Here is a 17,129-nt window from a genome sequence, read left to right as displayed (position 1 = left end):
AAATATATACTATTAGTTATCCCTTAACACATGTATAACACCATTAATTGTATGTGAATTGCCATTATACCCCTCATAATCTCCACTAAAATTAATATCTATATACTCTCCAACGCCTCCAAAAGAGGTTAAGTTGTATATTATATTGTTATTAGAATTAGATATATCCATACATTCTTGGATATTAAAACCAGTATCGTTGGGATCATTCCAATCAAAATTATCATAAGTACCTTCAAAATTAGAAGCATCTAATACGCCCATCATATAAAAACAGGTGTTATTGCCAGTACCGTTTCCGTATCCGCTAATACTTATTGATGGTCCACTAACAGCATCTGATACTTCAGAATACCAAGACTGAATATCTTCAATAATAAACACAGTTTCGTCATCATCAATGGTATATTGAATAAATTCAGTTACCGCATTACATGCGCTGATCGTACCAATATTGGTTAAAGGTGTTGTAAATGTATAACTAATGCTATCTGTAGTTTGCAGATTAACATAATCACTCCCTTTTATTCCAAAGGTATTGTCTCCTTCACATCTTAATAGGTTAATTTCAAAAGTTCCATCACTTACCACATCTGTGAATGTTTGATAACCATACCTTAATTGCACATAACCATCTGTTACAGCGTTATCATTACAAGTATTAAAGTTTCCAATTACCGTTTCTTCAATCACATCAGAATTATAAACAACGGTAACCGTTATGCTAGAATCGGCATTAAAAGGTCCAATCTGTTCAGTATGAATAGGTGTGCTACCACAATAACTATACATATAAACATTAAGTTCTAGAACTTCATCTAGAGGAATTAAACCGCACACTTCGCCTATATCATTACTATAGCCTGAGGATGTTGGGTATAAGTAATCTGGATTAGAATGCGTTAATGTTATAGATTGGTTTGTTAACGGGTTTCCTTCTTGATCAATTAAAGTAATGCATAAGTTCGCAGCAGGAAATTGCGCATCTAAATTCCAAAATGAAAAATGAGAAACAGTACCAACATATGTATTGCCTTGCAAGGTGGCTTGGCCTTCTTGTTTCCAATACCCATTGACTTCATCAAAATACCAAAGCGGAATTGTTGCAGGAGCATTACTCAATAAACTAGCATCAACAGGTATTTTAATTTCAGAGGTAGAACCTTCGGCTAAATTTAAATCTTCACCATTATTGCCTCTTAATTCTACAGCCAACATGCCTAAGGTTTGAAGCATACGTTCGGCGCCATCTTCATTTTCAGCATATAACATGCCTGGCATTTGCATTTCCATAGCATCGTTTGTAGGATCTAAATGGTGCATAATGACATCTACTGAGCCTGTATATTCCGTACCATCTTCTTTTATAAAATTTCCGTCAAAACTAACAGAACTACCATTAGCTAGATTAATTGTTTCTGATGCTCCACTGTTAACAGTGCCAGCAACAGTAGCTTGCAATAACATTATGGTTACCTTATTTGTTCCGTTAGAAGGCACTACACTACGAGATCCATTTATATATCCAGACTTTTCGGCTTTTATAAATCCAAAACGTTCTTTAACGTTAGCATCATTTATAATAAAAATTCCATTACTGTCTGTTGTTGCTGTATTGTTACCAACAGATATAGTGACACCTTCAATAGGGTTGTTATTTATATCAATAACGTTTCCTAAGAAGTCTCTTGATATCTCATTTCCAAAATACTCAGAAAAAGTATCTGGGATAATTTCTTGTTGTTCACTATTAGAATTACCGTCGTCTTTTTCGCAAGAGGTTATGGTAATTAATGCAAACAGAAAAACTAGTATAAAATTGGGAAGCCTTTTAATAGTTGTCATATTAAATGTATTGATTTTGGTTATTTGCTTTTTTATAGAACAGTTATAAAACTAAAATACCTACCAGTTGTCAATTATTTATAAAGCAAAAAACCCTCATAATTAAATCATGAGGGTTTTTAAATTAATTTTCTAAAAGTTGTTAAACTTTAGAAATATCTATATTGTCAATTACTTTTTTAATTTTACCAGAATCATCTGTTAAAGTTGTTTCAAAAGCTTTTAACTCTTTTTCAACTTCTGCTTTAGTACCTTCAAAAACGATAGTTTCTGATACTTTTTCTCCATCATTTATTATAGAATAATCTACAGTTGCAATAGTAGAATCTATTGAGTCTACAGTCATTTCAATAGAAACTTCTTCTTCATTGCTTGCAAATGCTGTTTCAGAGGTAAGTGCAATACTAGGCGCAATTACTAATGCTACAACTGACATTAATTTTAATAAGATATTTAAAGAAGGACCTGAAGTATCTTTAAATGGGTCACCAACAGTATCACCAACAACCGCTGCTTTGTGAGCATCTGTTCCTTTGCGACCTTCTTCTTCAATAGTTTTCTTAGCATTATCCCATGCTCCACCAGCATTAGATTGGAAAATAGCCATTAAAACACCACATGTGGTAACACCTGCTAATAAGCCACCAAGCATTTCTGCACCACCAATAAAACCAACAGCAACAGGAACAGCAATTGCTAATAGACCTGGTAATACCATTTCTCTAATAGATGCTTTAGTTGAAATATCAATACATTTACTATAATCAGCAACACCATCCGCTGCATCAAATATTTTTCTGTCTGCTTCAGAAGCTTTTGTCATATCAGAGTCATACTTACGCATAATTCCTAATGCGGCTTTTAATTCTGGTATATCTCTAAACTGACGACGTACTTCTTCAATCATTGCCATTGCAGCTCTACCAACTGCATTCATAGACAGTGCGGAGAATACAAATGGTAACATACCACCAATTAATAATCCAGCCATTATATCTGGTCTAGACACGTCAATTGAACTTACATTAGCAGTTTCCATAAAGGCAGCAAATAGAGCTAATGCAGTTAACGCAGCAGAAGCAATAGCAAAACCTTTACCTACGGCTGCAGTTGTATTACCAACGGCATCCAATTTATCTGTACGCTCACGTACTTCACTTGGTAATTCTGCCATTTCAGCAATACCACCAGCGTTATCACAAATAGGACCATAAGCATCTACTGCTAACTGAATTCCTGTATTTGCTAACATTCCTACAGCAGCAATTGCAATACCATATAAACCTGCAAAATGGTGAGATACTATAATTGCAGCGGCAATTAATAAAATTGGAATTGCTGTAGACATCATACCTACGCCTAAACCTGCTATTATATTAGTTGCTGATCCTGTTTCAGATTGTTTAACAATAGATAATACTGGTTTTTTACCTGTTGCTGTGTAGTACTCTGTTACTTTACCCACTAATAATCCAGCTACTAAACCAGCAATGGTTGCCCAAAAAACTCCCATTGAAGTATAAGTTATTCCACCATTTACCCATGTTTCAGGTAACATTTGCTGAATTATAAAATATGATGCTACTAACATTAAACCAGCAGAACCAAATTCGCCAATATTTAATGCTGTTTGCGGATTTCCTCCATCTTTAACACGAACAAATAAAGTTCCAATAATTGACATAACAATACCAACAGCAGCAAGTACAAGTGGCAAATAAACTGCTCCTAAGCCGTCAAATGCACCTTGAAATTCTGGTAAAGTGGCATAAATTGCTCCTAGTACCATTGTACCAATAATTGAACCTACATAAGATTCAAATAAATCTGCTCCCATACCAGCAACATCACCAACATTATCACCAACGTTATCTGCAATTGTAGCAGGATTCAGAGGGTGATCCTCTGGGATACCAGCTTCTACTTTCCCTACAAGGTCTGCACCAACATCGGCAGCTTTTGTATATATACCTCCACCAACACGTGCAAATAATGCAATTGAAGATGCACCTAATGAGAATCCTGATAATACATTTAAAATTTCATTTAATTCCCATCCTTGACCACTATATATCATAAAGAGTCCACTAAGACCTAAAACACCTAAGCCTACAACGCCTAAGCCCATTACCGCTCCACCAGCAAATGCTACTTCTAACGCTTTGCCTAGTGAGTGTCTAGCTGCTTGAGTTGTTCTTACATTTGCTTTGGTAGCTACTCGCATTCCAATAAATCCTGCCAAAGCAGAACAAATAGCACCTACAATAAATGATACAGCTACCATTCCGTTAGAGCCTTCTTCATTACTGCCTTTAAAAAATAATAAGACAGCTACAGCAGCAACAAAAATTGCCAATACTTTGTATTCGGCTTTTAAAAAGGACATTGCACCAACTGCAATATTCTTTGCGATTTTTGCCATTTTATCTTCACCAGCATCTTGTTTTGAAACCCACATATTTTTTAAGAGGACAAACAACAATGCTAATACACCAAATACTGGCAAATAGTTTACAATAAATTCCATAAGTTTTTTAATTAGGTTAGTTAAAATTTAATCCTTTGCTAAAGTAGTAAAATCAATCAAATTTTACGAAAAAAGCAATAATAAATACATGGTATTGCTTATAATTTATTTATTTGTTTAAAAAATGTGATTTCGAAAACGATGTAGTTAATATCGTAATTTTAAATTATGATTTTTTGATGTGTTTTTTAAGTTTATTGAGTAGTTAAAAAAAATATTATGTCTGCAATTTTTTAAGTCTTATTATAATAATCGAGATAAAATATTTTAAAAAAAATAACCCTTTAGTTTTTTTTAAACTAAAGGGTTATAATAAATGAGTTTATAAATTTACTATATGGTAAATGTACGTTTCTTTTTATGCTCACTTTCGTCATAACGTTTTACACATTCTTTATAAATTTTTACAGCTTCTTCTGCATTTCCCCAACCACCAACATCAACTTTCTTTTTTTCTAAATCTTTATATACTTGAAAAAAGTGTTCTATTTCCTTTAATCTATGAGGATTTAAATCGCTAACATCTTTGTTGTTACTCCATATTGGGTCGGAAACAGGTACACAAATGATTTTTTCATCAGGTCCTTTTTCATCCGTCATATGAAACACTCCAATAGGTCTTACTTCCATAACCACCATTGGGAAAGTAGGTTGGTGTCCAAGTACTAATACATCTAATGGGTCACTATCTAATGCTAATGTTTCTGGCACAAAGCCATAATCACCAGGATACATCATAGATGAAAATAGCATACGATCAAATCTAATTTTATGTAGTGTAAAATCATATTCGTATTTATTACGACTTCCTTTTGGAATTTCTATAAGTACATCAAAGGTTACATCTTCTTTTTTTTTTGACATGTTGAATTGTTTTGTAATTTCTAAAAAAAAATATCACTTGACTATTTTAATGATATTTGTGACTGTAAATATAACGTATTGTTTGATTTTAGCAATAGAATATAGAGACATACTAGAAGTTAAAAAACTTGAACAATGATTGTGTTGTTCTGAAAATGAAATTATTATAGAGAATTAATTGAAAAAGAATAGGATAAACAGTAAAATAATCTAAAAATAAAAACCAAAACTACCAGTGATACCAAATCGTCTTGCGTCTGCATGGTCTAAATAGTTACCTCTAAAATTAAAATCTAGTCTTAAGACTTTAAAGATGTTGGCCACACCAAAACTATATTCGTAATACATACGAGTATCTGGTGCAATCAATGTAAATTCTACAGGATTACCAGTACTACTTAATGCACTATTCTCTTCAGATAATTCACCCCAAACACCTCTTAATCCTAATATGGCTCTTAAATTGTATTTCTTTAAAAAAGGAATACGAGAGAAAATGCGACCGTTAAAATTATGCTCTAAATGAACAGAACTGTAGGTGTCCGTAACAAATTCGTAAAAATCTAATTGCGGAAAGGTATTGTATATTGAGAAGTAAGTTTGATTACCAGGAACAACATTTAATAAAGCTAATGGTACTTCTCCAAAAGTTTTACCAGCTTCTATTGAGGTGGTAAGACGACCAAAACCACCAAGCTGCCATGGTTGTATATAAGAGAATTGTACTTTGGTATAATCAAAATCACTACTAAACCAATTGCGATCACCACGACTTATTTGTGCAAATAGCCTTGCAAAATTATCATTCTTTTCTCTTCTTTCTACACCAAAGCCAGTCATTTCTCTTTTTGGAAAATAGGAAAGTGATAATCTCGATTCAAATTGTTTTATTTCTGAAGAAATACCAGAAAGGGATTCTGCATCATTGTAATCTAAACTAAATGTAGGCGAAGCAGAACTAAGATTACGGAAACTGCCATCAATTCTAACTTCAAAATTTCGAGCAGGTTCAATAGACATACCAAAATTAGTTAAACTAATATTAGTTAACTTATCATTAGAACCTGTGCCAATAATTGAGGAAGATGCCAAACTACGACCTAAAACATCCGTAGAACTTGTTAAACTAGCACCAATTTGTTCTACATCGCGTCTATTGCCTCCAAATATTGTAAATCGGCTTCGTTTATCTAGCAACCATTTTCCAGAAATTCCGTATTTAAACTTATCGTCTTTAAATCCATAGGCCAGAAAACCTTCTATTCTCCATAAATCATTTGTTCCAAAATAAGTTCGTCCTCCAGTTCTAAGTCTTACACCTTCAACTTCATTATATCCAAAGGTTGAAAAAATAGGACCATAATCTAAGTTGAGACTAGGGAACTCTATATAACCAGAAGCAAGTATACTTCCTAAATTATACATGCGTTTAAATTTCTTGACGGTTTTTAATGTATCTAACATTTTGTAAACACCTTTTTCGTCTTTACTCAATTCTTCTAGCCTATTGGTTTGCCAAAAGTCGTCTTCTCGGTTGTAAACATCAGCTTCATAATTATAAACCACCTTATCGTAAAACTTTGGGTCTTTGGGCTGGTTAAATTTATAATTATCGTAAATGGTTGTTCGTTTACCGTAAATTCCACGAGACTTCTCCTTTTTATTCATTGAGAAATCTGAAAGAAAATAATCGCGTTTAATTAGAAAAACAGAATCGTTTAATACTTCAAATTCTTGCTCAATATAAATTTCTTTAACCCAATTTATATTAGCACTTTTTGATGCTTGTAAGTTGATTTCTTTAATAGCATAAGTAGAATCATTTACCCAAAAATCGCCCTTAAAGGTTAATTCGTTTTTTCTTCGAGGATAGTATATAATATTGTAGCACCATTTATTATCTATAAATGCACTGTCGGATAATACGTAGTTATATGTTTGAACACCTGTTCTACTCAAAGGGCTTATAAAACTCTTGTCAAAAAACTTTAAGTAATTATCATAGACACTATATTCAGAATATAAATCGTCTATAAAATCAATGATAATTTGATTATTACTGAAGCCAGAATTTTTGTTTCCTTTTAATTCTTCGTGTTCTTTATTAATAATATTATCGCCAGATATTTTCTTAACAGATTCATTTAAGAAAATGGGTAAATACGTTTTGCCTGTTACGCTAGAGGTGTCAACTTCTTCAAAAACAAATTCCATGCCTTTAAAAAGCTTGCTTTTAATTAATGCACTATCAATAGTATTGAGGTCAAATTCTACTTTTTCGTATTGGTCGTATTCGTATTGATTAAATTGATTAAGACCGTTTCTTCTTTTACGTTCCCAAATCTTTTTTAGAATTTTTATTGCAGGGTTTTCTGAAGCTTTTTTTGATTGTTTACCTGTTACTATAAGAACTTCGTCTAAGGAAGACTCTTCTTCTTTAAGTGTAAAAGATAAGTTATAGTTGATGCGTTGGTTTAATGGTACGTCTATGGTTTTAAATCCAACAAAAGATACTATTAAGGTATCCCAGTTTTCGTCAGACTCTAAATAAAATTTACCATCTTCATTGGTAATAGTGCCTATTGTAGAGCCTTTAAACATAACGTTAGCAAAAGGTATTGGTGTATTTCCTTCATCATAAACGTGCCCACTTACTTTTGTTTGCGCAATGGCAGAAAAAAGTCCTAGAAATAGTAAAAGAAAGAATAGTTTCAGTTTCATAATAAAAAACAAACTTCATCAACAACCATGCTAAACTTAACTTTTAGGTTGCTAATGAAGTTTACTAAACGCAGAAAACTGCAATTTATTTGTACATCACTTTTTTTACTGCTTTAATAACAGAGTCACTATTAGGTAACCACTCTGCTAATAATACAGGTGAATAAGGTGCAGGTGTGTCTGCAGTGTTTATTTTAATAACAGGAGCATCTAAATAGTCAAATGCTTCAGATTGCACTAAATAAGTAATTTCAGTAGCTACATTTCCAAATGGCCATGCTTCTTCTAATATTACTAATCGATTTGTTTTCTTAACAGATTTTACAATTGCTGCTCTATCTAAAGGGCGCACTGTACGTAAATCTATAATTTCACAAGAAATACCTTCTTTAGCTAATTCGTCTGCCGCTTTGTAAGCTTCTTTAATAATTTTTCCAAAAGATACTATGGTTACATCTGTTCCTTCTCGTTTAATTTCGGCAACACCAATTGGTACAGTATATTCTCCTTCTGGCACTTCGCCTTTGTCTCCATACATTTGCTCACTTTCCATAAAAATAACTGGATCGTCATCTCTAATTGCAGCTTTTAATAATCCTTTTGCATCATAAGGATTAGAAGGTACAATAACTTTTAGACCTGGTGTGTTAGCAAACCAGTTTTCAAAAGCTTGTGAATGCGTTGCACCCAGTTGACCTGCCGAAGCTGTTGGCCCTCTAAATACAATAGGACATTTAAATTGTCCACCAGACATTTGTCTAATTTTAGCTGCATTATTTATAATCTGATCAATACCAACTAGAGAGAAGTTGAATGTCATATACTCTACTATTGGACGATTACCTGTCATTGTAGATCCAATTGCAATACCAGCAAAACCAAGCTCTGCAATTGGTGTGTCTATGACACGTTTTGCTCCAAACTCATCTAACATCCCTTTTGATGCCTTGTATGCACCATTGTATTCTGCTACTTCTTCACCCATAAGATAAACGCTCTCATCTCTGCGCATTTCTTCGCTCATGGCCTCGCAAATAGCTTCTCTAAATTGAATTGTCTTCATGTTTTTATTTTTGTTCGAATAGCAAAAATAATAATTATTGATTATATATTGACATTAAATGTAAGTTGAAAAAGAGAAAATAATTATAATGTTTTATTAAAAATGTATAATGCCATTGTTTTAGGGAATATTAAAAATTATTTCATGTTTCTAGAAACAACAAAAGATAAACTTATCTATAAAAAAAGATGTCTTTTATTGAAAAATTGATAGTTTAAACGATAAAAACTGACATTTCGCAAAATATATTATGCGTGCATAGTAAAATTTCAATATTTATATTTATATTCGTCCTGAATAAAATAGACGTTTAAAATAAATCAATTTTTATATGAAAATATTAGTATGTATTAGTCATGTACCTGATACAACCTCAAAAATTAATTTTACAGAAGGCGATACTAAGTTTGATACAACTGGTGTACAGTTTGTAATTAACCCTAATGACGAATTTGGTCTTACGCGTGCCATGTGGTTTAAAGAAAAACAAGGTGCAAGTGTAGATGTTGTTAATGTTGGTGGAGCAGAAACTGAGCCAACCTTAAGAAAAGCTTTGGCTATTGGTGCGGATTCTGCAATTAGAGTTAATACAGAAGCTACGGATGGTTTTGCTGTCGCAAAACAATTAGCAAAAGTAGTTAATGATGGTGGATACGATTTGGTTATTGCAGGTAGAGAATCTATTGATTACAATGGAGGAATGGTGCCTGGAATGTTGGCTGGTATGATTGATGCAAATTTTGTTGCGAACTGTATTGGTTTGGAAATTGATGGAACTAACGCAAAAGCTGTTAGAGAAATCGATGGTGGTAAAGAAACAGTAAGTACAAGTTTACCTTTAGTTATTGGAGGCCAAAAAGGATTGGTTGAAGAAAGTGACTTACGTATTCCTAATATGAGAGGTATTATGATGGCTCGTAAAAAACCATTAACGGTTGTTGAGCCTACAGATGCAAGTGCAGAAACTAAAGTAGTCAGTTTTGAAAAACCAGCACCTAAAGGTGCCGTTAAATTGGTAGATGCAGATAATATAGATGAATTAGTAAGCTTACTTCACAACGAAGCTAAAGTGATTTAAAACAAATTCTAACATTCAAAAATCTAAATTCTAAGATGTAGATTAAAGGAGTTTAGAATTTGAAGTTTAAAAATTAAAAAAATTATGTCAATTCTAGTATATACAGAATCCGAAAACGGAAAATTAAAAAAAGCGGCTTTAGAAGTCGTGTCTTACGCAAAAGCTATAGCTGACCAAATGGGTACGTCAGTAACTGCAGTTGCCGTTAATGCAGATAATGCAGAAACTTTAGGGAACTACGGAGCATCAAAAGTGCTTTTGGTAAAAGATGACAGTTTAAAAGCATTTAATGCTAAAAAATATGCAGCGATAGTTGCTAATGCGGCAAATAGCGAAGCCGCAAAAGTAGTGGTCGTTAGTTCTAGTGCAGATAGTAAATATTTAGCACCCTTATTAGCCGTAAGTTTAGATGCAGGTTATGTGTCTAATGTTTTTGAAGCACCTTCTAGTGTTTCGCCATTTACAGTAAAACGTACAACCTTTACAAACAAAGCTTTTGCAAATACAGAAATTACGACTGATGTAAAAATTGTTGGTTTATCAAATAATTCATTCGGATTGGTTGAATCTGGAGGAAGTGCTTCAGTTGAAGATTTCTCACCATCTTTACCAGAATCTGGAGTAAATGTAGAGTCTATTGACAAAGCTACTGACAAAGTAAGTATAGCTGATGCAGAGATTGTAGTTTCTGGAGGAAGAGGTTTAAAAGGACCAGAGAATTGGGGAATGATTGAAGAGCTTGCAGATGTTTTAGGAGCCGCAACAGCTTGTTCTAAACCAGTATCAGATTTAGGGTGGAGACCACATAGTGAGCATGTTGGGCAAACAGGTAAGCCAGTAGCGTCTAACTTATATATTGCTGTAGGTATATCTGGAGCAATACAGCATTTAGCAGGTATTAATTCATCTAAGGTAAAAGTGGTAATTAATACAGATCCAGAAGCGCCTTTCTTTAAGGCAGCAGATTATGGAGTAGTAGGTGATGCATTTGAAGTTGTGCCGAAGTTAATCGAAAAATTAAAAGCTTTTAAAGCTGCAAACGCATAATTTTATTACCTTGTAAAATTGAATACCAATTCGGTGAAGAGACGACGAGGTATTAATTAAGGACTGTTTAAATTTAGATTACTAGCTATTTCTTACATTTTAAGGAAAGTATAGGAGAAATTAACCAAATCTGTAAATTGCAGTTGGTAAAGTCCAAATTTAAACAGTTCTTTGTGTTTTATAAATTATGAGTTTAGTACGTTTAAATATCAAAGGAATTTCATACAGTCAAACCCAAAATGGTGCCTACGCTTTAATACTTAATGAAGTAGATGGTGATAGAAAGTTACCAATAGTAATTGGTGCTTTTGAGGCTCAGTCTATCGCAATAGCTTTAGAAAAAGAGATTCGTCCACCGCGTCCACTTACTCACGATTTATTTAAAAATTTCGCAGACCGTTTTGATATTGTTGTAAAGCAAGTCATTATTCATAAGTTGGTGGATGGTGTATTTTATTCGAGTTTAATTTGCGAACGAGATAAAATTGAAGAAATCATCGATGCCAGAACAAGTGATGCTATTGCTTTAGCATTACGTTTTCAGGCACCAATATTCACGTATAAAAATATTTTAGATAAAGCAGGAATTTATCTTAAAGTCAACCCAAAAAAGGATGACGAAGAACAAGATAGCATTCTTGTAGACGACCTTATTGTGGAAGAAATTGAAGCTGCTTCAATTGAGCAAGAAGGTTATAAAAACACATCTCTTGAAGAACTTAATAAACTCTTAGATGAAGCCGTAAATAATGAAGATTATGAAACTGCTGCTAAAATAAGAGATGAAATTTCAAAACGTAATTAACACCTTCCCCTTCATGACTAATTTTTTCAAAGCCTTACTTGCAGTATTTATTGGAATTTCATCAATTACAGCACAAGAACTTGAAAAGACTTGGGAGTCTACAGTCCCTGAAAGTGTTTATAAATCTTTAGAGTTTAAGAAAGGAGAGTTTAATTTTTCTTCAGATAAAGAAAATAATCTTCAAGGAGATTATATGTATCAAAATAAGTTGTTGGTACTATATCACAACGATTCACTCAACTCCATTGAAAAGTATAAAATAACGGAACTTACAGATTCTACTCTAGTTTTTTCGGGTAAGGAGATGCGTTTTAATTTAGTCTCAAAAAAGGAAGATATAGTCGCTAAGACAGAATCTATGGTTGATCAAATTATTCCAAATCAAGGCTTCTCAATAACAAGTTTATGGCGAGGAATATTAGGTATGGTATCCTTAATTTTTATTGCCTTTTTATTTAGTAGTAATCGCAGAGCTATTAATTGGAAAACCGTTGGAATAGGATTATTATTTCAACTCATTATAGCAGTAGGTGTTTTAAAAGTTGATTTTGTAAAGTCGGCTTTTGAGTTTGTAGGCCAAGGTTTTATTGCCATTCTTGGCTTTACACAAGCTGGTAGTGAGTTTTTATTTGGAGGCATGTTAGATGTAACTTCTTTTGGGTACATTTTTGCTTTTCAGGTATTACCAACTATTATATTTTTCTCTGCTTTTACGTCTGTGTTATTTTATTTAGGATTAATTCAGAAAGTCGTAAAAGGCATGGGTTGGTTGCTCTCTAAAGTCTTAGGTATTTCTGGAGCTGAAAGTTTAAGTGTTGCTGGTAACATTTTCTTAGGGCAGACGGAAGCACCATTATTAATTAAGGCTTATTTAGAAAAAATGAATAAGTCTGAAATTCTACTTGTAATGATAGGTGGAATGGCAACTGTTGCAGGTGCTGTTTTAGCTGCATATATTGGGTTTTTAGGAGGAGAAGATGAAGCATTACAATTATTTTACGCTAAGCATTTATTGGCTGCATCTGTTATGGCTGCACCAGGAGCAATTGTGATTTCAAAAATATTATTTCCACAGACAGAAGAAGTTAATACAGATGTTGCAGTATCTCAAGAAAAAATTGGTTCTAATATTTTAGAAGCCATTGCAAATGGTACTACAGAAGGATTAAAATTAGCTGTAAATGTTGGTGCAATGCTATTAGTATTTGTTGCAATTATAGCAATGGTTAATGGAATTTTAGGAGGTGTTGCTAGTTTTAATGGCTTTACAATAGAGTTTCTAAATATCGATTGGCGTTTTACTTCACTTAATGATGTTATTGCAGCAAATACGGCTTATGATAGTCTGTCGTTAGAGTTTATTTTAGGTTACATTTTTGCACCTTTAATGTGGTTAATTGGTGTCGCATCGGAAGATATGGCATTAATGGGACAGCTATTAGGTATTAAATTAGCAGCAAGTGAATTTGTTGGTTATATTCAATTAGCTGATTTAAAAAATGCAGCAAACGCAACACACCTTACTTATGAGAAGTCTATTATTATGGCTACCTATATGCTTTGTGGTTTTGCGAATTTTGCTTCTATAGGAATACAAATTGGAGGCATAGGTTCTTTAGCACCAGGACAACGTACACAGTTATCTAAGTTTGGAATGAAAGCTTTAATAGGTGGTACAATAGCTTCGCTAATTTCAGCTACTATAGCAGGAATGATTATTGGGTAATCTAAATTCAATTAAAAAGAATCTTAAAATATATCGAGAAGCATCAGATATTAAATTTTGATGCTTTTTTTGTATTTTCGCTACTGGTCATGTAGAGTTAATTCTCGGCATTATATTTCAAATAAAAACAAAGTTTAATTTAAAGATATTTCTGCTTTTGCAGGAGGTAATATGAAACAATATCACGATTTAGTAAAGCACGTTTTAGCAGAAGGAAACAAAAAAGGAGATAGAACAGGAACAGGAACAACAAGTGTTTTCGGTTACCAAATGCGATTTGATTTAAGCGAAGGTTTCCCAATGGTAACAACTAAAAAGTTGCATCTAAAATCTATAATCTATGAATTGCTTTGGTTTTTAAAAGGGGATACAAATACAAAGTATCTAACTGAAAATGGCGTTAGAATCTGGAACGAATGGGCAGATGAAAATGGGGATTTAGGTCCAGTTTATGGTCATCAATGGCGTAATTGGGCGAGTGAAGATATTGACCAAATTAAAGAAGTTATAGCAACTTTAAAAAACAATCCGAACAGTCGAAGAATGTTAGTTTCAGCTTGGAATCCTTCAGTTTTACCAGATACGTCCAAATCATTTTCTGAGAATGTAGCCAACGGAAAAGCGGCTTTGCCGCCTTGCCATGCCTTTTTTCAGTTTTATGTTGCTGATGGTAAGCTATCTTGCCAGCTCTATCAGCGTAGTGCAGATATCTTTTTAGGCGTTCCATTTAATATTGCGTCTTATGCTTTATTTACTATGATGATGGCTCAAGTTTGTGGTTTTGAAGCTGGAGATTTTATTCACACATTTGGTGATGCACATATCTATAACAATCACATGGAACAACTAGAATTGCAGCTCTCTAGAGAGATTAGACCACTGCCAAAAATGATATTAAATCCAGAAATTAAAGATATTTTCGATTTTAAATTTGAAGATTTTACTCTAACAGATTATAATCCGCATCCACATATTAAAGGTATTGTTGCTGTATAGATTTAATTATAACTTATGAAATTATTTACTTTTTTATTAGCGTTATTCGCATTTGTTAATCTAAGCTGGTCACAAAAACATCCTGAGTTCTATAAAAGACAATTTGTAATTTTTGAAGGTTGCAGTGATGCCAACGATAAAGAAAAATGCTATGATATTAAGCTTCAAGAATTAATAGGAAAACAACTTAATAATTCCCTATTTAAAGATTCTATTTTTATAAAAGCAAAGAAGGATACTATAACAGTTTCAACAAGTATACTATACGACGAAAAAGGAGCAATAGTTAAAGAGTATTCTCATATATCAAATTATGCCTTAGAAACAGAAGAAAACAAATTTAATTTAATATTAGATAGCATTGCTAAAGTAAAGCCAGTGCTAGATACTTATAATAATGGTGTTGCGTCTACAGTGACTAATTTATTTGGGTATTTTCTTGATAAATCTAAAGATTCTATTGTGCCTATTTTAGGATTTGAACCTACAGAAGTGCCTTTTGCTATAATTGAGAAAGTGCCTGTATATAAAGGATGTAATGAAAATTTGGGTAATAAAGAATTAGTGTCTTGTATGAATGGTAAAGTTGGTGAGTTAATTTCAAAGAAATTTAATGCTAAACTCGCAAGTAAACTAGGATTACCTAATGGTGTAGTTAGAATCTTTATTAATTTTAAAATAGATAAAGACGGCAAGGTTATAGATATTAGAGCGAGAGGTCCACACAAAAAATTAGAAGAAGAAGCGATACGGGTTATAAGTAAAATACCTAAATTAAAAAGTCCTGGTTTTTATCGTAAAAAACCAGTTACAATGCCTTTTTCTATTCCTATAGTATTTAGGATTACAGATTAAAAAAAGCGTCTCGATTTAACGAAACGCTTTAATATATTTTGAATGTTATTTTTAATATTTTCTATAAATTGATAACACCATTATCTGCTCCTGCAAATTCGTTCCAAGCATAAGAATCTGCTTGATTATCGTTAACGTAAGATTTACCATCAATTAAGTATCTAAACTCATAAGAGTTATCTTTCTCTAAATCTAATGATCCTTTAAAAGTACCGTTTTTTAATTTCTTTAATTTTGTAGCTTTTTTAGTATTCCACTCATTGAAACTTCCAACAACTACTACACTTTTTGCCTCCTCTGCAGGTACAGAAAATGTTACCTTACAAACTGGCTTACTTTTTAAATACTGCTTTTTAATTGCCATAATAATAGATTTAATTATGATACAAAAGTATAAAAGAAATAGTCATATAATATCGATTAAAAACCTAAAAATTAAAGAATTATCATTTTCTTAATATTGTTAATATATTTTATTTAAGAATGTAATATTTGATTATATATTTTATTTTATTGATAACACTGTAATGAAATGCTTGATGTCTGATTTTCAGCTAAATCGTTTGCGAAAGTATCATTTATAGAATCTCATGAATTTACAATCTTAATTTATTGAAAAAATAGGTATATTTAACTTATTAAATAACTACTATGTTTGGCAAAAAAAAGACAGTATCAACAATTGATAAAGACCAATTAGAATTAATAGAAAATGCTCAAAAACGTATTAAGCAAAAGAAACGCTTATATATACATTTTGTCATCTTTTTAATTGGTGCAGTTTTTATAATTTTAGCAAATACCGTTTTAGGTATTGGTAAGGACTTTAAAATAGCTGGTATCGATTGGTTTGTATATGCTATTTTGGCATGGCTATTTCTTTTTATTTATCACTTTATAACTGTTTTTATTACTCATAAATTTATGAGCAAAGATTGGGAAAAACAACAACTCGATAAATTAGTAAACCAACAACAAGCACGTATTGATAAGTTGAAACAGAACTTTCTTAAAGAAGAAACAAAAATTGCTCAGTCTCAAGCCTACACTGAGGCTAAAGAAAATCCTAAAGTATTAGAAAAAAAAAAGACTTCTGAATTAACTATTATTGTTGCTGCAGGTGAAGATAATGCCATAGGTAAAGATAATAGTCTCATTTGGCATCTTAGTGACGATTTAAAACATTTTAAGAGTTTAACAAGTGGTCACCATATAATAATGGGCAGAAAGACTTTTGAAAGTTTCCCAAAACCTTTACCAAATAGAACTCATGTGGTTATAACTAGACAAAAAGATTACAAGGTTCCGAGTGGTGTTATTGTAGTTAATAACCTTGAAGATGCTTTAGATGCAGCCAGAAGTGACAAGCAACCATTTATTATTGGTGGTGGAGAAATTTATAAACAAGCGTTACCCTTAGCAGATAAGTTAGAAATTACCCGTGTACATTCTACTTTTGAAAATGCAGATACCTTTTTTCCAGACATTGATGATAGTAAATGGCAAGAAGTTAGTAGAAGAACTCATGATGCCGATGAAAAGCATGCTTATGCATTTTCGTTTATTACATATTTAAAGAAATAACAAATAATTCTTTTTTAT

The 17,129-nt window shown here is 32.4% G+C and carries 13 protein-coding genes; 7 read left to right on the top strand and 6 right to left on the bottom strand.

Annotated features, from left to right (window positions below; genetic code table 11):
* Positions 1-12: 12 nt before the first annotated feature.
* From HNV10_RS08630 to HNV10_RS08610, 5 genes are all read right to left on the bottom strand, one after another.
* Positions 13-1,845: a peptidase associated/transthyretin-like domain-containing protein gene (locus HNV10_RS08630; protein WP_173300933.1), complete on the bottom strand. Its 1,833-nt coding sequence runs from the start codon at positions 1,843-1,845 to the stop codon at positions 13-15.
* A 142-nt stretch (positions 1,846-1,987) separates the two neighbouring features.
* Positions 1,988-4,372 carry a sodium-translocating pyrophosphatase gene (locus HNV10_RS08625; RefSeq protein ID WP_173300932.1) on the bottom strand — a complete coding sequence of 795 codons (2,385 nt, stop codon included), beginning with the start codon at positions 4,370-4,372 and terminating at the stop codon, positions 1,988-1,990.
* Between the two features lie 333 nt (positions 4,373-4,705).
* Entirely contained in the window at positions 4,706-5,236 is a 531-nt protein-coding gene (locus tag HNV10_RS08620) for an inorganic diphosphatase (protein ID WP_173300931.1), read from the bottom strand.
* A 210-nt stretch (positions 5,237-5,446) separates the two neighbouring features.
* Positions 5,447-7,957, bottom strand: a complete 2,511-nt coding sequence (locus HNV10_RS08615) for a DUF5686 and carboxypeptidase-like regulatory domain-containing protein (RefSeq protein WP_173300930.1) — start codon at positions 7,955-7,957, stop codon at positions 5,447-5,449.
* Between the two features lie 85 nt (positions 7,958-8,042).
* Positions 8,043-9,020, bottom strand: a complete 978-nt coding sequence (locus HNV10_RS08610) for a pyruvate dehydrogenase complex E1 component subunit beta (RefSeq protein WP_173300929.1) — start codon at positions 9,018-9,020, stop codon at positions 8,043-8,045.
* Positions 9,021-9,351: 331 nt separating this feature from the next.
* On the opposite strand from HNV10_RS08610, the gene HNV10_RS08605 reads away from it, so the two are divergent.
* The 6 genes from HNV10_RS08605 to HNV10_RS08580 all read left to right on the top strand — a co-directional run bounded on the left by HNV10_RS08605 (position 9,352) and on the right by HNV10_RS08580 (position 15,527).
* On the top strand, positions 9,352-10,098 hold the full coding sequence (locus HNV10_RS08605; RefSeq protein WP_173300928.1) for an electron transfer flavoprotein subunit beta/FixA family protein: 747 nt from the start codon (positions 9,352-9,354) through the stop codon (positions 10,096-10,098).
* Positions 10,099-10,182: 84 nt separating this feature from the next.
* Positions 10,183-11,145 (top strand): electron transfer flavoprotein subunit alpha/FixB family protein, encoded by a 963-nt coding sequence (locus HNV10_RS08600; RefSeq protein WP_173300927.1) that lies wholly within the window; start codon positions 10,183-10,185, stop codon positions 11,143-11,145.
* A gap of 187 nt (positions 11,146-11,332) precedes the next feature.
* Positions 11,333-11,950, top strand: coding sequence for a bifunctional nuclease family protein (locus tag HNV10_RS08595; protein WP_173300926.1), 618 nt, complete (start codon positions 11,333-11,335; stop codon positions 11,948-11,950).
* 13 nt (positions 11,951-11,963) lie between these two features.
* Positions 11,964-13,676, top strand: a complete 1,713-nt coding sequence (locus HNV10_RS08590) for a NupC/NupG family nucleoside CNT transporter (protein WP_173300925.1) — start codon at positions 11,964-11,966, stop codon at positions 13,674-13,676.
* Between the two features lie 171 nt (positions 13,677-13,847).
* Positions 13,848-14,672, top strand: coding sequence for a thymidylate synthase (locus HNV10_RS08585; protein ID WP_173300924.1), 825 nt, complete (start codon positions 13,848-13,850; stop codon positions 14,670-14,672).
* Positions 14,673-14,687: 15 nt separating this feature from the next.
* Positions 14,688-15,527: an energy transducer TonB gene (locus tag HNV10_RS08580; RefSeq protein ID WP_173300923.1), complete on the top strand. Its 840-nt coding sequence runs from the start codon at positions 14,688-14,690 to the stop codon at positions 15,525-15,527.
* Between the two features lie 61 nt (positions 15,528-15,588).
* Here the strand turns inward: HNV10_RS08580 and HNV10_RS08575 are convergent, their stop codons facing one another.
* Positions 15,589-15,891 (bottom strand): isoamylase early set domain-containing protein, encoded by a 303-nt coding sequence (locus HNV10_RS08575; protein ID WP_173300922.1) that lies wholly within the window; start codon positions 15,889-15,891, stop codon positions 15,589-15,591.
* A gap of 287 nt (positions 15,892-16,178) precedes the next feature.
* Here HNV10_RS08575 and HNV10_RS08570 point away from each other — a divergent pair, with 287 nt between their 5' ends.
* Positions 16,179-17,111, top strand: a complete 933-nt coding sequence (locus HNV10_RS08570) for a dihydrofolate reductase (RefSeq protein WP_173300921.1) — start codon at positions 16,179-16,181, stop codon at positions 17,109-17,111.
* Positions 17,112-17,129 lie beyond the last annotated feature (18 nt).

Source organism: Winogradskyella litoriviva (genome assembly GCF_013249065.1).
GTDB lineage: Bacteria > Bacteroidota > Bacteroidia > Flavobacteriales > Flavobacteriaceae > Winogradskyella > Winogradskyella litoriviva.
Note: the sequence above shows the minus strand (reverse complement) of the source record. Positions and strands in the feature narration are given on the sequence as shown.